Origin of the sequence: Bacillus sp. AFS040349, from assembly GCF_002577655.1 — a bacterium.
Lineage (GTDB): Bacteria > Bacillota > Bacilli > Bacillales > Bacillaceae > Metabacillus.
The window spans coordinates 23973-45969 of the sequence record NZ_NUMC01000113.1 but is presented as its reverse complement, the minus strand read 5'-3'; the positions used below and the strand labels follow the sequence as shown (position 1 = coordinate 45969).

Sequence of the window (21997 nt, the reverse complement as noted above, 5' to 3'; positions counted from 1 at the left end):
ACTATATAGTACGTTGTTTTGTTAATCGAAATTAACGTTGGCACGCTCGGTTTTGTTTAGTTTTCAAAGATCATTTAATGCCGCTCTCTCAGAAGCGACTTTATTAATTTAACACATCAACTCGTTTTAAGTCAACATGTTTTTTAAAAAACTTTCATTCGACTAAAAGTTAATATGACCTCGTCGAATGACTTTTATTACTATAACAACAAAAAAGATTAGAGTCAACATTTTTCATTAAAATAAATTATACAAAAAAAGAAGAGGGTCCCCCCTCTTCTTTTTCCTATTATTAAGCTAAGAATACAAAATATAGTACAAAGATGACAAACAATCCGTACATAACCGGGTGAATTTCTTTTGTTCTACCCTTCATGATCATTGTAATTGGATAGAAGATGAATCCAACCGCAATACCTGTTGCAATACTATAAGATAAAGGCATTGTAATAATCGTTAAGAATGCTGGTACAGCAATTTCAAATCGTTTCCAGTCAATCTGTCCTAGAGACGAAACCATTAGTGCCCCTACAATTATTAATGCAGGTGCAGTAACTGCTGAAGTAATAACTCCTAAAAGTGGTGAGAAGAATAAAGCCAATAAGAATAGTACCGCAGTTACGACTGATGCGAAACCTGAACGAGCTCCAGCAGCTACTCCCGCAGAAGACTCAATATATGAAGTTGTTGTTGATGTTCCTAAGATAGAACCTACAACTGTTGCAGCTGAATCTGCGAATAATGCTTTTCCTGCTCTAGGTAACTTATTATCTTTCATTAAACCAGCTTGATTAGCTACTCCAACAAGTGTTCCAGCTGTATCAAAGAAATCTACGAATAAGAATGTCAAAATAACAACTAACATTTGAACAGTAAAGATTTGATCTAAGTTCATAAATGCTTGTCCAAACGTTGGCGCTAAGCTTGGTATTTGACCAACAATTTCTGTCGGAACAGCAATTTGATTAAAGATCATTCCTACAATTGCTGTAATTAGCATTCCGTAGAAGATACCACCATTTACTCCACGAACCATTAAAATAACGGTCACAATAATACCGAATATAGCTAAAAGTGTTTGAGGATCAGTGAAGTCACCTAACCCAACTAAAGTAGCATCATTATTAACAATAATGCCTGCACCTTGAAAACCTACAAATGTTATGAATAATCCAATTCCGGCACCAACAGCAAACTTTAGTTCAGCTGGAATTGAGTTAATTATCTTTTCACGAAGACCTGATAAAGTAAGAAGAATAAAAATAAGTCCTGATACTAAAACCCCTGATAAAGCTGTTTGCCAAGGTACTCCCATTGTTAAGACAACTGTGAATGAGAAAAATGCATTTAACCCCATACCCGGCGCCAAAGCAATTGGATATTTGGCTATAAGACCCATTAACAACGAACCTACAGCCGCAGCAATAGCAGTTGCTGTGAAGATAGCTCCTGTATCCATTCGCATTTCTGCAGGTAGATCTGGAATTGAAGTCATTGCTAATGTGTTAGGATTAACAAATAAAATATAAGCCATTGATAAGAACGTTGTTAAACCACCAATAATTTCACGTCGATAATTTGTACCTAATTCATCAAACTGAAAAAACTTCTTCATAAATAGGTGTTCCTCCTCAGTATTAGTTCAAAAGCTTTTACTACCAAATACATTGTCCCCCAGTAATATTTCCAAATAAAAAAGCGCACACCTATACGTGAGCGCTTGACTTTGAAAATATTAATGGCCGGTAACAAACAGTAGTTACCTCTGCTATTAATACCTCGTAGTCAAGCCATTTACGGTAGCTTGGTAGAAACTTTCGAGCCATATCCTCGACATTATACGACGTATTTCGACTATATTGATTACTTTTTTATTTTATCAGTGTATCGTTTTTTCGTCAATACAAAAAACGAACATTATTCAAAATAATGTTCGTTTCGTTCGTTTTTTACTCCCACTCAATAGTAGCAGGTGGTTTACTTGTAATATCATAAACTACACGATTAATGTGCTTTACTTCATTTACAATTCTTGTCGAAATCACTTCAAGTACATCCCAAGGAATTCTTGCCCAATCCGAAGTCATTCCATCGATTGATGTAACTGCACGAATACCAATCGTGTAATCATAAGTTCTAGCATCACCCATTACACCAACACTACGAATATCAGGTAGGACCGTGAAGTACTGCCAAATATCACGATCTAATCCAGCTTTTTTAATTTCATTACGTAGAATATAGTCTGATTCACGAACAATCTCTAGTTTTTCTTCCGTAATTTCACCTAGAACACGAATTCCCAATCCTGGACCTGGGAATGGTTGTCTCCAAACGATTTCATCTGGAATACCAAGTTCCGTTCCTAATGCACGAACTTCGTCTTTAAATAATGTATTTAGAGGTTCAATAAGTTCGAATTCCATATCTTCTGGTAGCCCACCAACGTTATGGTGAGATTTAATCGTTTGAGCTGTTGCTGTTCCGCTCTCAATAATATCTGTATAAAGAGTACCTTGTGCCAAAAATTCGATTCCTTCTAATTTAGCTGACTCGTCATCAAATACATAGATGAACTCATTACCAATAATTTTACGTTTTTGCTCTGGATCTGAAACGCCTTTTAACTTATTCATAAAGCGATCTTTTGCGTCAACTTTAATAACATTCATATTAAAACCTTCAGTGAATGTTTTCATAACACTGTCAGCTTCGTTTTTACGTAACAGTCCATGGTCTACAAAGATACATGTTAGTTGATCACCAATCGCTTTGTGAATTAACACGGCAACAACTGAAGAATCAACACCACCACTTAACGCACAAAGCACCTTTTTATTGCCTACTTTTTGTTTGATTTTATCTGATTCCATTTCAATGAAATTCTCCATTGACCAGTTACCAGCAAAACCACAAATGTTAAAAACAAAGTTTTTCAATAAGTCATTACCATATTCAGAGTGACGTACCTCTGGATGGAATTGAACACCATAAAACTTACGGTCTTCATTACTCATTGCAGCAAATGGACAAGATGTACTCGTAGCATCTACATGGAATCCTTCAGGAATTTCTTTAACTAAGTCACCGTGACTCATCCATACAACCTGTTGTTCCGGTAACTCTGCAAATAATGCTGGTTTTCCATGAATATCAATTGTTGCTTTTCCATATTCACGGTGATCTGCAGGTTCTACTTTTCCGCCAAGCTTATGAGTCATCAACTGCATACCGTAACAAATCCCTAATACAGGGATGCCTAAATCAAAGATAGCCTCATCACAATCAAAAGCATTTTCACCGTAAACACTGTTCGGCCCACCTGATAGGATTACTCCTTTAGGATTCATTTTTTTAATTTCTTCAGCCGTCAATGTGTGAGGGTGTAACTCACTGTATACACCAAATTCACGAATACGTCTTGTGATTAATTGATTATACTGACTACCGAAGTCTAAAACTACTACCATTTCATGAATGTTTGCCACCATCGTCACCTCATCGTATTTTCATGCACTATTGTTAGTATGCTATTAAGACTATTAAGATCATACAAAAAGTATCATAACCCAAGAAATACTTACTAATATGTCTATATAGCAAAAAAACTGAATCCACCTTCAATAAAGAAACAGGACTTATCACCAATTATAGGTAAGAGTCTAATTTCCTTATATAAAAAGAAGGCAGAATCCAGCTGACTTTCGAACTCATTCTGCCTTCATAGTCGGGTGTTTTAAGGTTACCCGGTAGAGACTCTCGAACCATATTATCGAGGATATATGAAGGGTCTATTAATTTTTTCTATTCTATCAATCTCTTATACAATTGGTCAAGATGATGTCCTTTTAATTAAATTTTCCCACAATTCAATTGACTTATTCCATTCTTCTTTTGCATCATCTCGTCGATACAATGCTCTTTCATAGTTTTCCGTTAAGGCTGTCATATGGACCATATGAAAATATCGATCAATATAACGAGCATAATCCCGCAAGGTTTGACCTTCTTTTCTTTTAATACCACGGCGGGCAAATTGTTTTAATAGTGATTCATAAGCTTGAAAGAACACTTGATCATCGTTACGATTTTTATATTTTAAAATGATGAGTTTCGGTATCCATTTCATCCTAGATTTAAAAATCACAAAAGCGAGTATTGCTGTAACAATCATAATGCCATATAAACCGGTACTCCCTAGACGCAGACTAAAGAGACCAAAGAAATCACTTGTAGAAGAAGATGTTTCTGAGTTAGTTTGTTCAGGCTTTTCTGGAGTTGTTTCAGGCTCCTTTTCTTCTTCTTCAACAGGTTCCTCCTCTTCTATCTCTTCCTGACCAGGCGTATCTTTATAATCACTTACCAAATCATAAGGATTTACAAAGCCTTTAGTAGGTTCAAATGGGACCCATCCTACTCCAGCGAAATACACTTCAACCCACGAATGGGCATTATTATTTGTAACTTGATATTCACTTTTACTGTTCTCTACAGTTTGAACAAAGTCACCTTCTGTATATCCTTTCACCCATCTTGCAGGAATATCAAGTGATCTTAATAAAACGATCATAGAAGTAGAAAAATTATCACAATAACCTTTGAATGTTTCAAAGAGAAATTGATCTACATAATCTTGCTCACCTTCAGGAATGGCCACATCTTCTTTATCATACGTAAATTCCGGCCTTCCTAAGTAGTCTTCAATCGCCTTCACTTTATCATATTGATTAGATTCTGTTTCTGTAAGAGATACAGCAAGTTCTCTTACCCGTTCAGGTAATGTTTCAGGTAATTGTGTGTATCTTTCAACAAACCCTTCAGGTACATTTTCAAAAACCTGTGCTTTTTTCATCTCATTTAATGGATAAGAGGGAAGTTCATACTCAACCTGATAAGTTAGAAATTCCTCTCTAGATCCGTCACCCTGCTTCTGAAAAGGGGAGATTAACTCTGTATTTCGGTTTAGGTAAATTGGTAAATTTACCTCTGTGCTTATAGCTGTTAAACCTAAAGGATAAATAACATGCAAATAACGGTATTCCTCATTTATTGTAACGGTCGATTCCAAACTTTTTGTCTCTACACGCTCATCTGTCCAAATAACTTCATCTTGAATTGATGTGATTAATTCACGTTCTGCATCAGGGTCGGAAGCCTCCCATCCCTTCCCTGTATAAACATCCTTGGATTCCACTCGCCAATAATGTCGATCACTAGATATATGGGTGAAAACTTCAGTATCATCTCCTACGAATGATCCTCCTAAATTTTCATCATTTGGACTATACCCAATTTTTTTCGTACCAGTTCCACCCTCATCTTCTCGCCCAACAGCTGTAATATATGGAACTGGATCAGGCCACTGAGGTGATGCCTTAGGAGCTAAAATGGCTAGAATCATCGAAAGCATTATAAAAGCAAGTAGTGGCATTATCCATCTAAGGGAAGCTAGCTTTTTCATTTTTAAATTCTCCAGTTTCTTTAATCGATCAAAGTACAGGAGACCAAGCATAAAGAAACCTATTAAAACAACTCTAACAATTGCATAGGATGCATCGTATGGAGTAAAGGTATCCAACACTGTAATATAAAGGAGCGTTAACACAAAGAAAAAGAAAATTCTCTTTTGAAAAAGAATCCAATAATGAATTAAATAAACAAGTAACCAAAGCAAAATAAAAAATAACAATGAACGAAAAGATGAAGTCATCCCCATCCATTCTGCACTTGGTACTAACGAAAGATTGAAGGCAATATCACCAATTAAATCCTTTACCCAAAGAAAACTAAAAAACATTCCTTCAAAATATAACCCGTGAAGCATAAACAAAATAATGAGCATTTTTACCGGGAATGTGATGAACCAACGCAATCTGAAAAATGTCATTACAAAACTAACAGCAATAAAAAACACGAAAATAAATGTGTTCGCTGTATCAGTAAATTCTCCAAGAGGCCTTAACCATTCCCATAGCAGGATAAATGCAAACAGATAATATAGAAGAGTAACAGATATCCCTTCTTGGTCCTTAGGTGTTGTCACTAGATATTCACCTCTTTAAAACGCTTATTTGCATCCTGTTCTATTACTACATTTACATGAACTTGACGTTGCTTCAATCTTTCAACTAATACAGACTCTTCTTTTGAAAGCCCGTGATGCTTCTCTTTAACAAAATATAAAATAAATGTCTGCTGACGAGCTGATAAAAACTCGAGCTTTCTTACGACCTCTAAGTTTAGAGTTGAAGTAACAAGAATACTGGTAACTTGTTTCATTTCCGTATTTAAAAAGCTCCCTCCAAGAACAGAAGAAAAAGGTGTTTGACTATCACAATCAACTTTTGCCAAATGATAAAAGATGCTGCTTACATGTTGCTCATCAGCCTGGAGCGGAAACACTTTTTGCTGCTGCCCAACTGAAACTACCCCTACCCTAGCGCCACTTTTAACAATAGTGCGAATCAATGATGCGGAATAGGAAACAATTGATTCAAATAGCTCTGACTGTGACCGGTCAATAAATACAACAACATCATGACTTTGCATTTGTTCAAATTCCTTTGTCATAATCGAATCTCTTCTCGCCGTAGCTTTCCAATCAATCCAAGCAAATTTATCGCCTGGCTGATATTCCCTTACACCGACAGCCATTGTTGAATCCTGCCAATACTTAGTTAATGTTGATGCTGATCCTTGTTCATACTGTTTTTGATTTGAATGATAGGCTAAATCTACAGTTGAAGGGTAAACAAGAAAATAGTTTTCTACCTCTAAAGTGACTTCCTTTTCAATAAGACCAAATAAATCCCCTGTTCTTAAGCGGACGGATTTAAAGTGGTGTTCGCCACGTGGCATCTCGAGGAGAGCATAACTAAAGGAGATCGATTTCTTAAACCATGGAAAAAAAAGTTTTTTAGGCTCTTTAAGTTTTTGAGCAACCTTTAATTTATCATTAAGCTCATCTTCAACTAGTAAATAAAATAACGGGAAAGGGAAAGATCTTTTAACCGTTATTGTACCAATAAACCTCTGTCCAACCGAAAATTGTTCCTGATTAATCCTCCGGGTTACTTGGAAAGAGCGGATTGGGTAGATCATTAATAAGAAAGAATAGAGAGCAAATGGTAGAAAGCTATAAAAGAGAAACCAGCTTACAAATCCACCTTGAAACATCGCATAACTAAATGCTGCTAAGGTAAGAAATAAGAGGGATAAGACCTTCCAGCCAGCTTTAAGTCTCGTCAATAACGTCATGATTTACCACTTAAAGACCTTTGAACCGGCACTGGTGTTTTAGAAATAATCTCATGTATAAGATCATCAGCAGATTTCCCCTCAAATTTTGCCTCTGACCTTAAAATAATCCGGTGTGCTAACGTATATGGAGCAAGGTATTGAATATCATCAGGAATAATATAATCTCTACCTAAAATAAAAGCATAGGCTTGTGCTGCCTTCATTAAAGCAATTGATGCACGTGGACTTGCCCCAAGATAAACAGATGGATGCTTCCTTGATTTTCCAGTTATTTCAATGATATAGCTTTTAATTGTTTCATCCACGTAGACAAACTGAATTTCATTTTGTAACTCAGCTAATTCTTCTTTGCTGATTACACTATCTATTTTATAGATAGGTCTTTCTCTTTCTGCTAATGTTAACACTTCAAACTCTTCTGCTTTAGTTGGGTATCCCATCCTCAACTTGAATAAAAAGCGATCCAACTGCGCTTCCGGAAGCGGATATGTTCCTTCATAATCAACTGGATTTTGTGTAGCCATTACAAAGAATGGTTTCGCAAGAATTCTCGTTGTACCATCAACAGTAACGCTTCCTTCTTCCATTCCTTCTAACAATGCGGACTGCGTTTTTGGAGAAGTACGATTGATTTCATCTGCTAAGATGATATTTCCAAAGATAGGTCCTTCACGGAACTCAAATTTCAATTCTTTTGGATTATAAATAGAAACTCCCGTCACATCCGAGGGAAGTAAGTCTGGTGTAAACTGAATTCTCTTAAATTCTGCTCCTATCGATTTTGAAAGAGCACGAACCATCATCGTTTTTCCGACACCTGGAACATCTTCTAGCAACACATGGCCTCCAGCAAGAATGGCCACAAGACTTAGAATACTAACATCACGTTTTCCTACCATTACATTTTCAATATTTTCAATAACTCGACCGAGTTTTGGATGCATTGCTTCATATTGAGACATGATTATCCTCCTAGGGTGAATTTCTCCTTATCTTCTATTATAGTATTCTGAAAAAGTTAACAAAATCCTTTTGTATTTAGCAATATGTTCTAATTTTACATATAATTAATAAATTTGATGAAATTTGTCGTGCTCATACCTTCCTATTGTAGTATCTTGTATAATTATGTAGAATTTCGTTATTAGTATAATAGACGATAGGAGGTTCCAATTATTAAGCAAAACAAAAAAATTAAATTTATCATTTTCCTATCGATAACAATCCTTCTATGCTTAATTACTCTTAACATACTAGTTTCATATTTTACAGCGAAAAAAGCAGCAGAAGTTTCCGTAGCAAATAACGCAATGGAAATGGCAAGTTCAATCGCTAAATCGATTGATGTAGAGGCTTATGAGCGTTTCCTTGAAAATCCAGAAAGAAATACAGACTACTGGAAGATAAGAAAATCGTTAAATGAAGCAAAGCATCATATCGCTGCTTTATATGTGTACACTTTGTCGTTTGAGGATCCCACTTCACGTCCTAAAGTAATGATTGCTGGGTTTCCATTAGATGATGGCGACTATTATGATATAGGCATGGATTGTCTTGTTCCTCTCGATCAAATTAAAGAGGCATATGCTGGTCATCCTTACTTTACAGGGAAGATTAATGATCCTCATTATGGAGAATATATTTCAGCTGGAGCACCAATTGTAAATAAAACTGGGGAAACCATAGGCTTTCTAAGCATTGATATCGAAACAACGATGCTGGACCGAATTGATCATACTGTTGTTAAAAATAGCACTCTAAGTTTCATTCTAAGTGGACTGTTAATCATCGTATTAGTATCATCATTCATGCTTATTCAAAAATGGTATAACCATGAGCTAAAAAAACAAGTGGATGACACAGAAGAGACCTATCATTCTGAAATTCATTCATTAATACAATCTGTACGCTCGTTAAGACATGATTTTGCTAATCACATTCAAGTTCTCAACGGATTGTTAAAGCTAGGAAAGCAGCAGGAAGCGATTGATTATTCCAACTCAATGCGCGAAGAGGCACAATTACTCTATAAAATTCCAATTCAATCCAATAATCCAGCATTATCTGTTCTTTTTCAAACAAAATCTCTATCGGCACAAAGTCATAACATCAATATTCGATTTCATAACTCAAACGCTTCATTTGAGTTGATCCAACCAACTGATTTAGTTAAAATTTTATCGAATCTCATTGATAACGCAATTGATGCGACTAAACAGATATCAAAGGAAAATAGATCAATTGAGGTGTATTGTGAGAAAAGAAATGATGAGTATATCTTTAGAGTAATAAACTCAGGATCTGAGATATCTAAAGAAGAATTAACGAAGATCTTCATACCAGGATACTCGACGAAATCAGGGGAAAATACTCAAGTGAGAGGACAAGGACTTTATATTGTAAAGCAAATTATTGAGAAATATAATGGGAGAATTATAGTTGAGTCGTTAAATGGAAAGACTTCCTTTGAAGTGAGAGTGAGGGTATAAGATATAAAGGCTCCTATGTCCTGATCACAGGAGCCTAAAAAACCAGTGTATTCTGCTAAATACAAAATAACACTGGCTTTTTCCTTACATATTTATATTGATATTTTTTCTCTCTTTACGTTTTTGAAAGAACTTTATAATAGCTGGATAGCTAATTGATAGGATCGTTAAGAAAATGAGTGTAATTGAAATTGGTGATGCAAAGAAAATGTCGATACTTCCATTAGATGATAATACGGCCTTTCGGAAGTTTTGCTCCATATCCGCTCCAACAATTAAAGCTAAAACAAGTGGGGCAATTGGAAAATCCAATACTTTAAGCATGAGTCCGAATAATCCGAAAACTAGCAATAAAAAGAAGTCAATAGCACTATAACTTAGTGTATAGGTCCCAATGAAAGCTAGTAACACGATGATTGGATAAAGCACCTTCGCTGGTGTATCAAGAATTTTGACAAGAACACCCACTAGTAAAATATTAATTATTACTAAGGCAATATTCCCTATAAACATACTATTAATTAAAGACCAAACAGTTGTTGGATCATTTTCGAATAGAAGTGGTCCGGGTTTAATTCCTAGCATAATAAGTGCCCCAAGCATAACTGCTGTTGTTCCAGACCCCGGAATTCCCATTGTTAATAACGGAATCATCGCACCTACAGATGCAGCATTATTGGCAGATTCCGGTGCAGCAAGTCCTTCAACAGCACCCTTACCAAATTCCTCAGGCTTTTTAGACATTTGCTTTTCTGTGGAATAACTGATCATGGACGCAATAGAACCACCTGCTCCAGGAAGCACCCCAATAATAAAACCAAGTGGTCCAGATCTTAGAATAGGCCACTTTGAACGTTTCCATTGTTCTTTGTTAAACCAAATTTTCCCTACCTTTTTCTTCTCTTTCTTAAGCTGATCAATTGTGAGAAAATTGTACAACACTTCTCCAATTGCATAAACCCCAATAATCACAATTAGGAAATCGATTCCTTCACTGAAATGAGGGATCCCTAAAGTAAAACGGTAAACACCTGTTTGCGTATCAATTCCGACTGTACTTAATAGCAATCCCAGTGACATGGCTAAAAACCCTTTGATCATTTTGCCAATTGAAAGTGATACGATTGCAGAAAGTGTCAGAAGCATTAATAGAAAGTATTCCGCTGGTCCAAATTTCAAAGCAAAATTTGCAAGTGGCTCAGCAAGGAAGACAAATCCTATAACAGCCATAATTCCACCAATAAAGGAAGCTACCGCTGAAATGGCCATTGCTTCACCCGCTTGACCCTTTTTAGCCATAGGATATCCATCAAAGGTTGCGGCAATAGCTGATCCATCACCAGGTGTGTTTAATAAAATCGAACTCCTAGATCCACCGTACATGGCACCATAGTAAATTGCAGCCATTAAGATGATTGCACTGATCGGCTCCATTCCAAAAGTAATGGGTATCAATACCGCTACAGCTGTTGCTGGCCCAAGCCCTGGTAACATCCCTACGATTGTTCCTAAAAATCCGCCAACAATAACCCATAATATATTCATTGGCTCTAAGGATGTCATTAATCCTTCGAGATAATTATTCATATCCATTTAAGTCACCTCCTATGGTAAGCTAACACCTAGTAACACACTAAATGCATACCAGGATAAAAATGAGAAACAAACCGTTACAATCAAATTAACTTTCCACTTTTGTTTGCCATTCACGAAAAATAATAGTGCGCCTAGAAACAGAACTGTAGAAAATAAAAATCCAATGATCTCAAAAATGAACGCATACCCTACACCTAATAAAACGGTTAAACCAATAAGTTTAGGAGTGCGCCCGGAAAGCATTTGTGTGATTTTCTTGTTTTCTTTATTTAATGTTTTAAGTTCTTGGAAGAGATATAAAACACTAAAAATCAATAATAAAAAACTTAATCCGATTGGAAAGTAAAGAGGACCATTTGGATTGCCTAAATTTGCTTTTGGTAGATTGAAAGATCCGATTAAGAAAACAACGCTTAGTAGGATCAAAAAGATCGGCATTCCCATTTTAATTATTTTCATTAGAACTCGCCCCTTTCTCTATTTATTTCTAACTAAAGTATTCTTACTTATGAAAAGTTAACCTTCCCGTTATGGGGAAGGTTAACTTTTTAATTATTTTACAAGTCCAGAATCATTCACTAACTCTGTATATGATTTTTCTTGTTCTTCTAAGAAGCTTTTTGTTTCTGAACTATTTTTATAAAAATCGTCCCAATCATTATTTTTAAGTACTTTTTGCCATTGTTCTGTTTTTACCAGTTCACCAATTTTTTCATCCCAGTACGCAATTTCTTCTTCAGTCATATCAGGTGGTCCCATGATTCCTCTCCAGTGAGGGAAAACCATGTCAACTCCTTGTTCTGTCCATGTTGGGACATCATCAAGCTCTTCTACTCTTTCCTCAGATGAAACAGCTAGAATTTTAAGCTTTCCAGCTAAATGCTGATCTTTTACTTCAGATAATGCAGTTGTAATCACATCTACGTGATTTCCTAGTAATGCTGTTACAACATCTCCGCCACCTTCATAAACAAGAAAATCAAGTTGAGAAGGATCTCCTCCGTATTCACTAAAAGCTTGAACAAATGATAAGTGGTCATTATTTCCTAGTGCTGGACCTACTCCAATTTTTAATGATTTAGGATCTTCTTTTAACTTTTTCATCACTTCTTCTGCTGATTTAAATTCCGAATCAACTGGAACAGCAATCGAAATCCATTCCGTTGCAAGTGTTGCTATTGGTGTAAATTCCTTGTGTGTTAACTGACTTTGTCCTAGTAAGTTGTTTGTAAGAAGTAAGCTTGAATTTACAGATAAGAAGTGAGCATCCTTAGATTCTAAGTACTTCCAACCAACTTCTCCTCCGCCACCAGGCTTGTTGATTACATTTATATTGCTATCTACTAAACTATTATCTTTTAAACCTTGCTGAATAGATCTTGCCGTTAAATCCCATCCACCACCTGGTGATGCAGGAGCAACGATTTCAATATTTTTATTTGGAAATTCCTTGTTGCCTGAGGCTGAATTTGAACATGCTGTTAAAATCGCCATTAATAAAAGTAAGATTCCTATCTTTTTCATAAAAACTAACACCCCTTATTAACAATTTTTGATACACAAACCCTCTTGCTATAAAATGTGTGTTGCTTTACCTATGAATATCGTATCGATTAAGCTTTTTTATGTAAACGTTTTCAAAATATTGAGTAATAAATAAATTAAATTTAGTTTTGTTCATTTTGTTCACCAAGCAGCAGAGAGACGCTACTACTCCGCTTTTTTCGAGTAGTAACGTCTCTCTGGTCTTCCAACAATTCCATACACGTGCTCTGATATAGCTTCACCCGTTCCAACTAAATATTCGAGATATCTCCTCGCCGTTGTTCGTGAAGCACCCATTTTTTTGCCGACTTTCTCTGATGTTATTCCATCGAATTCAAGTCCAATGATTTCTTTTACTTTTTTTAATGTAACATAATCAATGCCTGAAGGAAGCAAAGGCTTTTCTATTTGTTTTTCACCTGCTCCAAATAGAGAATCAAGAAAATCTTGATTCACATCCGTTACAGACTTCAACAACTCTTTTTTCTTATTATACTGATCCATTACTTCTTTAAATCGTTCAATGGTGATCGGCTTTATTAAGTAATGTTCTACTCCATAGTTTAGTGCTTTATTTATAAAGGTTTTGTCTGTTGCCGCTGTAATCATTATGATGTCAACTTCAGGATAGTTTTCTCTTACCTTGGCTAAAAGCTCTGTGCCTAGCTGGTCAGGCATATACACATCTAATAAAAGTAAATCAACATCTAGTTTCTCCAATAATTCAAACGTTTCCTTAGCATTGCTTGCTTTTCCTACTAAATTCATCTCCTTAACTTCTGCTAAATATGCCTCATGAATTTGAGCAACCCGAAAGTCATCCTCAGCTATGATGACGTTAATCATACCCGTTCCCCCTCTTTATCTATTCCTTTGGTAAAAATACCGAAAATACAGTCCCCTCATCTTCCGTACTTGTCAATTCAATAAAGCCACCTAAAAGCTCCACTTCCTCTTTCACATTCGCAAGGCCATACCCTCTTTTTTCTCCCTTTAATGAGACACCTTTATCAAATATGGCTTCTTCCATGCCATCTGGTATTCCCTTGCCGCTATCTGTTATCTCGAACAAAACATCGTTCCCAAAATCGGTTGCAAAAAAAGAAACTTTTTTTTCTTTGCTATCAGCAGCTGCATCAAACGCATTATCTAGTATATTTCCTAGAATAATAATTAGCGGTGCAAGTTTAAATTTTTCTGATAGAGGAGATAGTGAACTCTCTTCATCAATATGAAAGACAATTTTCTTTTCAGATGCCTTAGCAAGTTTTCCTAGTAAAATTGCTTGAATTTTCTCATCTTGTATTGAATTAAAGATTAGTTCACCATGATGTTCTTGTGATTTTGTTTCTTCTTGAATGAGTTGTATGGCTTCCTCTTTTTTACCAAGTTGAATTAATCCTAATATGACATAAAGCTTATTTGTAAACTCATGTGCTTGTGCCCGTAAATCTTCTGAATACTGCTTCACCTCAGAAAATGCGTCAACCATCTTTTTCATTTCCGTTTTGTCTCTAAAGGTGGCAACTGTTCCAACTCTTTCCCCATCCTCTAAAACTGGCTGAGTATTAACGATAAGAGTTCGATCCTTGTACTGCACTTCCTCATTTACAACATCTTTTTTTGATTCCATTAGTTTTAAAATAGTATCAGATGAGATCATTTCATTAATTCTCTGAACTTCATCTCGACTTGAAATGTCTAAAATTTGTTGAGCTGATTTATTCATCATCGTAACCCTGCCGTATTGATCAATGGCAATAATACCTTCTTTGACTGATTGTAAAATGGCATTACGCTCTCTAAATAATAAAGCGATTTCATAAGGCTCCAGCCCAAGAGTATCTTTTCGAATATTACGTGCAAGAACAATACTTCCGATAACTCCTATTATTAATACAATTGCAGAAGTCATCACCATTCCTTTTACTTCACCTGAAATACGGTCTCGGATTTCTAGCATCTGAAACTCAACAACTACTGCTCCTTCTACCTTTGTATAATCACCATGATTAAGAATGATCGGAGCTATCCCTCTTAAAACCTCTTCTTCTTCCTTCCCAACATGAGTAACATATGAACTACCAAATACAAGAGCCTTATATGTTTCATGAGATTCTGATATAGGCTTTTCTCCAGCAATTATTTTTTTCTCCCGATTTTCAACAAAAATACTTGTAGCATCTACTTGATTCATCATTTTAGTTATAACCAAATTCATACTTTGCCTATTAGCATTTTGTTCTCGAAAACCCTCCTGGACTGCAGGCATAAACGACAGAGTTTGAGCTGTTTGAAGGGCCAATTCTTCTGCCTGTTTCACATCCTCTTTTGTTTCATTGAACGCAAATGTAGCTGTAAGAACTCCAATAACAAGTAAAATAAGAAAGAAAATGAGACCTAAAATTTTAGTTTGTAATGTAAACTGAACCTTCATATCAACCTCCATTTTACTTGTAAACTACTAGATTAAACAAAATAATATAATTTGAGATATTTATATTTATAATACATGAATGAATATTTTGACTCAAATGAACTTTCGAAAAAAATTGAAAAGGTCTTTCACTGTAAGCCAATGAAAGACCTTAAATATTCCATTATAATTAATAACACTAATACAATATGGTAAAATATATGAATTACGAAACAGGTGAGAATACCTTAAGGTAGCTTAGGAGTGGAAAGTCATGAACAAAAAAGATGTTGCACTTATACGAAAACAATTCAAAATAGATAATGATTTACTCAAGATCTCTGACATTTTTAATGTTTATATTATGAAAGAATCAAGTGAGATTTATCATCACCAAAGTCAACCATTTGAAATGCTAGATCAAGATCAACAGGAGTTATTTATGAATAACTTCAAAAAATTGCTAGCTGGCCAGCTGGATGAAAAGCTATTTGAATTAAAGTTTCAAAGAAATACTGAAAATAATAGCCAACTTATCTTACATCAAGGATTACTTAGTAATGATGTTGAAGGCTGGAAAGAGCAAATGCTGCAAATAGTAGGCAAAATGCTGCTTATACGACAATATGAGATGGACATAGTTGTTACATTTATAAAAGGAGAATACCTCAAGCCAACAAAACGACGAAGCGATGAAGCTGAGGAAAGTGATCGAGATACTGTTTATTCTCATCCCTTTATTTTGTGCAGTATTAATAACACACAAGAGCCAAAGAAAGAACTACTGTTTGATTATGTTGAGAGGGAGTTCAAATATAATTTTGTTGTTGATCCGATTATTAACCTTAATGCTCCAATTGCTGGGTTTCTGTTTCCGTGCTTTACGGACAATGCAGCTGATGTTAATCACATTCTGTATTCAGCAGGTAAGGTACATGAGCCAGATCATCAGTTCATAGAAGAAGTGTTAAACGGCGAAGAAACAATGACCGCAAAAGACGATAAAATTGTTTTTGAAGAAATTATTAAAGACGTAACCGGTGATCAACTAAGTACATCTACTCTTTCAAATGTTTATGAAGAAATAAACCGTATGATTGTAGAAAATGAAGAGGAAGAACTACCAAAGTTAGATACAAAAGATGTTGAACGAGTTTTAAAAATGAGCGGTCTGGAAGATATAAACACTGAAAAGGTAGAAACAGCTTTCAAGAAAATAATTGATGATGACAAGTATGAGATAAAAGCAAACAGTGTTCTACCAAAGTTCACTTCAAAATCAATAAAAATCAATACAAAAATAGCGAACATTTCTATTAGTCCACAAGATTTAAGGTATGTTAAACAAGTACAGTTAGGTGGCAAACGTTATTTGATGATTGAAGTGGAAGAAGATACCGTGATAGAAGGCTTTACAATGATCCCTGAGGCTTTTGGTGGGGAACAAACGGAAGAATAGCCTTTACTTTGAAACGAGCGCCTTTTCGACTATGAATTGATCATGTTTTTCTATATAAATGTAAGCATAACATAATAAGATTTCGTGAAATAGAGCCATAGACAAAAGGAAATGTACCCACCATTTCACATTTCCTTTTGTCTATTATCTAACCCGCTAGCTGATTTTTCATAAATGGTTATTAGTGAGTACCTCTACTCATTAACCTATTGTATTTTTTTGATCATGCTCATAATTGAATCAATAACGATCTGCGGTTCATCTTTGTGGATATAATGACTAGCATCCTTAACAACGATATGTTTACCATCTGAAGATAACGAAGCAGTTTGGGCTTGCAGTTCAGACCACTCTGGGTATTCTTCATGCTCGGCTGACAAAACAAATAACGGGATATTACCGAAGCCTTTCGCTTGAGCGACACGAACCTGTTCTACTGATTTGGTCATCATATACTCAAGTTCACTTATTTGATTATCGTTATAAAAATGTTGATGAAAAAAGTGAACAGATAGTTCATCATTTGAATAGATAGGCATCATATTAATCAACTCTAATATTCTTCCGGCACCTAACTCTTTTAACCCTCTGATTAGGTAACTTTCTCCTTTTGAAAATCCCCCCTCTTGATCAACATGTGAAGAATCTATAAGCACAAGTCCAGCCATATCCTCTTTGTATTTATGTGCAAATACTTGTGATGTAAACCCACCAAAAGAGTGGCCGACCAAAAGAAACGGACCCTTTTCCTCTGCCTTTTCAAGCAGCCTAAATAAATCATCTGCAATTTGTTCTGCTGTTCGCTCATTTGAAGCAGACTCACTCCAGCCATATCCTGCGCGATCATATGAAATAACTCTCGTGTATTTTGATAGTTCCACTTGTATATCTTCCCAGTCTTTATATGAAGATGGTGTGCCCAAACCAGATTCAAGAATAATCGTTGGAAGGTTTGTTTTATCCCCAATAGCATACAAATGTAATTTATATTCCCCTACATCAACGATTTCACCTACCGGAGGATACATGTCAGCTGTTACTCTAGTCATAATTTGCTGATAAGTAAAACAAATTAACATTAGCATACCTAGACAAACCCCAAACCATCTTAAAAAACTGAACCTTTTCTTCTTTACATTTACATGAATTTGTTTCTCCATTTCTCCACCACCTTTTGTAAAATTATACCATCGTGTTATTTTTAAAATATTTTCATTACGTTAATTTTTTATTATTATTTTTGTTTGTTTAGATGGTATAAATTTATAGGATATAAGGTGAGAAAACACGTTTTTTACAGAATGATTCTTGAGAAAAAGAACAATTATTACCTTTTGATAAACAAGTTGAGAATTGATGAAGCTATTTCTTTGCATTATTAACAATTAAAAAAGAGGTTTCTATGTAAAAATCACATAGAAACCTCCCTGACCATACCTGTTATCATTCTTAAAGCTCTTCTCCATTAGTAGAGATAACATTTTTATACCAATGGAATGATTTTTTCCTACTACGCTCTAAGCTTCCACTTCCATCATCATGCTTGTCTACATAAATGAAACCATAGCGCTTAGACATTTCACCTGAAGAAGCACTTACTAGGTCAATACATCCCCAAGCAGTATACCCCATTAATTCTACACCATCTTCTACCGCTTCACGCATTGCTCTAATATGCTCTCTTAAATAATCAATGCGATAATCATCGTTAATGCTACCATCTTCTTCTACCTTATCGTAAGCACCTAGACCGTTTTCAACAACGAATAAAGGCACTTGATATCGTCCATACAGTTCATTTAAAGCAATACGAAGACCAACAGGGTCAATTTCCCAGCCCCAATCGCTTGCATCTAAGAATGGATTTTTCACCCCGCCAATCAAGTTTCCTTGACCAATTTCTTCAGGAGTTTTGTTCTTCTTATCAGTACGTGACATATAGTAGCTGAATGAAATAAAGTCCACTGTACCTTCTTTTATGATTTCAAGGTCTCCGTCTTCCATTTTGATGTTAATGTCATTCTCTTTGAAGTAACGGTTAATAAAGCTTGGATATTCACCGCGAACGTGTACATCTCCACAGAAATTATTGAAAATACGAGCCTCTTGCTGTGCGTACATAATATTTTCAGGATTACTATCAAAAGAATAAACAGGTGCATAGATAAGCATACAGCCAATTTGTGAACCTGGAATGATTTCATGTCCTAGTTGAACAGCTTTTGCACTTGCAACAAATTGATGATGAAGCCCTTGGAAGCTGTCTTGAAGACGTGTTTCTTCACTTTCTGGTGAAAAACCAAGACCAAACAATGGCATATGTGTTGCTCCGTTAATTTCATTAAACGTAAGCCAATATTTCACCTTATCTTTATAGCGATTGAAAAGAACTGTTACATAACGCTCAAAGAATTCTACTAATTTACGATTTCTCCAGCCACCGTACTCTTTTATTAAGTGCAATGGTGTTTCGTAATGTGCAATCGTTACTAATGGCTCAATGTTGTATTTTGCTAGTTCATCAAACACTCGATCATAGAATGCCAGACCTTCTTCATTTGGCTCTAATTCATCACCGTTTGGAAAAATCCGAGACCAAGCAATACTTAAACGAAACGTTTTGAAGCCCATTTCCGCAAATAATGCGATATCCTCTTTATATCGATGATAAAAATCGATTCCTTCATGATTAGGATACACATATTTTGAGTGATCAATTTCAAAATCAAATCCAGTATCAGTTAAAAGCTTAAGTCTTCCTTTTCCACCTGGAAGTACATCCGCTAAATTAAGACCTTTTCCACCTTCTTGGTATGCTCCCTCTAACTGATTAGCTGCTGTTGCGCCGCCCCATAAGAAACCTTCTGGAAATTTACTAGTCATTATTTATCACCTCATCTAAAATTTTGAAACATTGTTAAAAAATGAAATAGTTCATCACTAATAAAAGTCATTTTTTGCATAAAAAAAACCTAAATTGCTCAAGAAAACAGAAGGATTTCCTCCTCTATTTCTAAGCAACTTAGGTTTTGCCTGCTTTATCAGTAACAATCCATAAATTAATATAAACTTTGATTCTAATATATCAATCTCTCAATGAAATGTAAAGGATTTCATACAATATCTTAACTACTGCAACCTCCTCCACAACTGGAGCAGCTGGAACCTCCTGAATCTCCACCGCCACCTGAGTCGCCTGAACCACTGCTACAAGCAAAACCAGAACAAGAAGAGCCACCACTGTACGGAACACCTTTATCATATTCTTCAGGTACTACTTCACTCATATGCTCATGAAATTGATCTTCGTCATATAACGAATAAAAGATAGCCGCCATTGCTGCATAGGAATAAATATTGGTATCACTCGTTGATGTATGTGGGGTAAACTTTTTTGAGTCAGTATTTTGCTGCTCTGCCTCAAAAATCTCATTTTTCATTTTACGAATTAAATATGTCTTTACTTCTAGCCAGTCTTCATTTTTCCTAAAATATTTTGAGAGCAACTCATCTTCAGATAATTGGCGAAAATCGTCTATTATTTCACGCTTAATTGGATTCTGTAAAAAGCGCCCCCAAATCACTCTGCTGTTCGTAGTTACTTCAAATAAACTAATATATACCCAATCAAAAAAGGCTCGTTCACCAGGAATCGGTGTAATATCCATATTCGGAGTGTGGTGCAGTGTATCATGATAAAAATCCTTCGAAAACTTGTCATAATCTCTTGTAAACATTAACATCTCATGCCAAATTTCATCTACATGATGGCTAAACATCGGAACTGACTTTAATAAGCTATTCATTAAGAAATAACGCTTTAACTCAAACATACCCCAATCAAATTCATGGTCCTTCCATTTCGGATGTTCCTGTAGAACACGGTTTTTCACATTATCAATATACGAGTTTGTTAAGGATTGATCGAGCTTTTTTACAATCGGGATTCCTTCTGCTTTCTGTATACCTAACTGTTTTGGGATTGGGTCATTCTTTAAAGATTTTTTCTTTCTTGTTGAAAATAACGTACTTCCGAGAATAATAAAGAATGCAATGATAATAAAGCCGATAAATAACTCCATGGTTCACTCCCCTTTTCGCAAATGACTTTAAAGAACCCTCTTAATTACCTTATTTATACGTTTTAATTATAAATAAGTTTCATTGTCGTATATTCAGTGGTAAATACTCTATACATCCTGGCAAATTCATTTCCTCCCCCACATATACACAAATACACATATTCTATGTAAATAGAGGCTGAAATGTAACCTATTGAAAAGATAAGAATATAATTTCATCAAATCACTTTATTCCTAAATATTGGAGGTCATGCTATGTCTAAATATAAAAAGGAGAAGCGGACAGATCATACGAAAGATGAACTTATCCTACAGCTAGAAAAGCAAATAGAAGCGGGCCTTTGGATTCAAGTAATTGGTATATTAACCGAAGCAATTTCTTATTCAAAATTGCTTTCTTTGAAGGAAGAAAACATAAGCGAAAGGAAAATTGAAACTGGTTTATGGGTACAAACCATCGGACAAATAATAGAAACATTAAGCGTTAGCAAGCAGGTTTCTTTATCTGACAATAGATCTATATTAAACGCTCAAAGAATGGTCATTTTAGGTGATTTATTACAATCAGCTGGGGCAGCAACAGAGGCCAAGGGTGGAATCGAAATCTTATCCGAGGGGGACAGAGAGTTTATCCCTTAAAATCTAAGTTAACAAGGTCTTGGATATCAGGTATTAGTATAAAATTGAAGATTTAAAGTCACTAAAATGAAGAAAAAGTCTTCAAAGAGTTTTATAAACTGATGAAAGACCTTCTCCTGAAGTTAAGACAATTTCTCCTTCCAAGAGACAAACAAAAGGTCATTATTAAGTATTAATATCATTACACTAGTTCCATAAGCAAAACGAACAGAGGTGCATCATCCTAATTGCACAATCGGTTTGATGGCCATACCTTTTTAGAATCCTCAAAATCCTCATTAATCTTCGCAAACTCATAGAACTTTACTAATTTTATCTAATGGAAACATCCCTTTTTTATAATACTCCGCTAATTGAGGCACAGCATCTCCTTCAATAACACCTACCATTGTTTTTCCCTCTGCCATTATCTCCTCATGAACGTCTATAAGAAATGTAAAGCTAAGTAATACTTTTGCACCTTCGAAAAAAACAGTCAATTGAACCGTTGTTTTTCAGTCTTTTTTCATAT

Annotated in this window: 16 protein-coding genes and 2 riboswitches; of the genes, 3 read left to right on the top strand and 13 right to left on the bottom strand. The window is 35.3% G+C overall.

The genetic code is table 11. The annotated features are described in order from the left end of the window. Nucleotides 1-292: 292 nt before the first annotated feature. The 5 genes from COD11_RS21390 to COD11_RS21370 all read right to left on the bottom strand — a co-directional run bounded on the left by COD11_RS21390 (nucleotide 293) and on the right by COD11_RS21370 (nucleotide 8222). Nucleotides 293-1615: an NCS2 family permease gene (locus COD11_RS21390; RefSeq protein ID WP_098798939.1), complete on the bottom strand. Its 1323-nt coding sequence runs from the start codon at nucleotides 1613-1615 to the stop codon at nucleotides 293-295. A 147-nt stretch (nucleotides 1616-1762) separates the two neighbouring features. Further along, nucleotides 1763-1864: riboswitch (purine riboswitch) on the bottom strand. A gap of 85 nt (nucleotides 1865-1949) precedes the next feature. Beyond that, nucleotides 1950-3491, bottom strand: coding sequence for a glutamine-hydrolyzing GMP synthase (guaA, locus tag COD11_RS21385; protein ID WP_098798938.1), 1542 nt, complete (start codon nucleotides 3489-3491; stop codon nucleotides 1950-1952). Between the two features lie 213 nt (nucleotides 3492-3704). Further along, nucleotides 3705-3806, bottom strand: a riboswitch (purine riboswitch). A 26-nt stretch (nucleotides 3807-3832) separates the two neighbouring features. Continuing rightward, nucleotides 3833-6043 carry a DUF4129 domain-containing transglutaminase family protein gene (locus COD11_RS21380; RefSeq protein WP_098798937.1) on the bottom strand — a complete coding sequence of 737 codons (2211 nt, stop codon included), beginning with the start codon at nucleotides 6041-6043 and terminating at the stop codon, nucleotides 3833-3835. Further along, nucleotides 6043-7257, bottom strand: a complete 1215-nt coding sequence (locus COD11_RS21375) for a DUF58 domain-containing protein (RefSeq protein ID WP_098798936.1) — start codon at nucleotides 7255-7257, stop codon at nucleotides 6043-6045. Before COD11_RS21375 ends, COD11_RS21380 begins: the two co-directional genes overlap by 1 nt. After that, nucleotides 7254-8222 carry an AAA family ATPase gene (locus tag COD11_RS21370; protein WP_098798935.1) on the bottom strand — a complete coding sequence of 323 codons (969 nt, stop codon included), beginning with the start codon at nucleotides 8220-8222 and terminating at the stop codon, nucleotides 7254-7256. The genes COD11_RS21375 and COD11_RS21370 overlap by 4 nt, the downstream gene beginning before the upstream one ends. 348 nt (nucleotides 8223-8570) lie before the next feature. On the opposite strand from COD11_RS21370, the gene COD11_RS21365 reads away from it, so the two are divergent. Beyond that, nucleotides 8571-9749, top strand: coding sequence for a sensor histidine kinase (locus COD11_RS21365; protein ID WP_098798934.1), 1179 nt, complete (start codon nucleotides 8571-8573; stop codon nucleotides 9747-9749). 84 nt (nucleotides 9750-9833) lie between these two features. Here COD11_RS21365 and COD11_RS21360 read toward each other — a convergent pair whose 3' ends face one another. The 5 genes from COD11_RS21360 to COD11_RS21340 all read right to left on the bottom strand — a co-directional run bounded on the left by COD11_RS21360 (nucleotide 9834) and on the right by COD11_RS21340 (nucleotide 15327). Then, nucleotides 9834-11336 carry a tripartite tricarboxylate transporter permease gene (locus COD11_RS21360; RefSeq protein WP_098798941.1) on the bottom strand — a complete coding sequence of 501 codons (1503 nt, stop codon included), beginning with the start codon at nucleotides 11334-11336 and terminating at the stop codon, nucleotides 9834-9836. Between the two features lie 18 nt (nucleotides 11337-11354). Continuing rightward, nucleotides 11355-11804 carry a tripartite tricarboxylate transporter TctB family protein gene (locus COD11_RS21355; RefSeq protein ID WP_098798933.1) on the bottom strand — a complete coding sequence of 150 codons (450 nt, stop codon included), beginning with the start codon at nucleotides 11802-11804 and terminating at the stop codon, nucleotides 11355-11357. Nucleotides 11805-11897: 93 nt separating this feature from the next. Then, a complete protein-coding gene (locus COD11_RS21350; protein ID WP_098798932.1) occupies nucleotides 11898-12869 on the bottom strand; it encodes a tripartite tricarboxylate transporter substrate binding protein in 972 nt (323 codons plus the stop codon). Between the two features lie 186 nt (nucleotides 12870-13055). Next, a complete protein-coding gene (locus tag COD11_RS21345) occupies nucleotides 13056-13736 on the bottom strand; it encodes a response regulator (RefSeq protein WP_098798931.1) in 681 nt (226 codons plus the stop codon). Nucleotides 13737-13755: 19 nt separating this feature from the next. Then, the gene (locus COD11_RS21340; RefSeq protein ID WP_231308832.1) at nucleotides 13756-15327 is read right to left on the bottom strand and encodes a sensor histidine kinase; all 1572 of its coding nucleotides are present in this window, start codon (nucleotides 15325-15327) and stop codon (nucleotides 13756-13758) included. A gap of 253 nt (nucleotides 15328-15580) precedes the next feature. On the opposite strand from COD11_RS21340, the gene COD11_RS21335 reads away from it, so the two are divergent. Further along, nucleotides 15581-16765 (top strand): DUF4317 domain-containing protein, encoded by a 1185-nt coding sequence (locus COD11_RS21335; protein WP_098798929.1) that lies wholly within the window; start codon nucleotides 15581-15583, stop codon nucleotides 16763-16765. Between the two features lie 206 nt (nucleotides 16766-16971). Here the strand turns inward: COD11_RS21335 and COD11_RS21330 are convergent, their stop codons facing one another. The 3 genes from COD11_RS21330 to COD11_RS21320 all read right to left on the bottom strand — a co-directional run bounded on the left by COD11_RS21330 (nucleotide 16972) and on the right by COD11_RS21320 (nucleotide 20847). Next, complete coding sequence (locus COD11_RS21330; protein WP_098798928.1) at nucleotides 16972-17925, bottom strand: alpha/beta fold hydrolase; 954 nt, start codon at nucleotides 17923-17925, stop codon at nucleotides 16972-16974. Nucleotides 17926-18214: 289 nt separating this feature from the next. After that, on the bottom strand, nucleotides 18215-19648 hold the full coding sequence (locus tag COD11_RS21325) for a glycoside hydrolase family 1 protein (RefSeq protein WP_098798927.1): 1434 nt from the start codon (nucleotides 19646-19648) through the stop codon (nucleotides 18215-18217). Between the two features lie 242 nt (nucleotides 19649-19890). After that, entirely contained in the window at nucleotides 19891-20847 is a 957-nt protein-coding gene (locus COD11_RS21320; RefSeq protein WP_098798926.1) for a glycine-rich domain-containing protein, read from the bottom strand. Nucleotides 20848-21102: 255 nt separating this feature from the next. Between COD11_RS21320 and COD11_RS21315 the strand changes: the two genes are divergently transcribed. After that, the gene (locus tag COD11_RS21315) at nucleotides 21103-21486 is read left to right on the top strand and encodes a hypothetical protein (protein WP_098798925.1); all 384 of its coding nucleotides are present in this window, start codon (nucleotides 21103-21105) and stop codon (nucleotides 21484-21486) included. The last annotated feature ends 511 nt before the right edge of the window (nucleotides 21487-21997 follow it).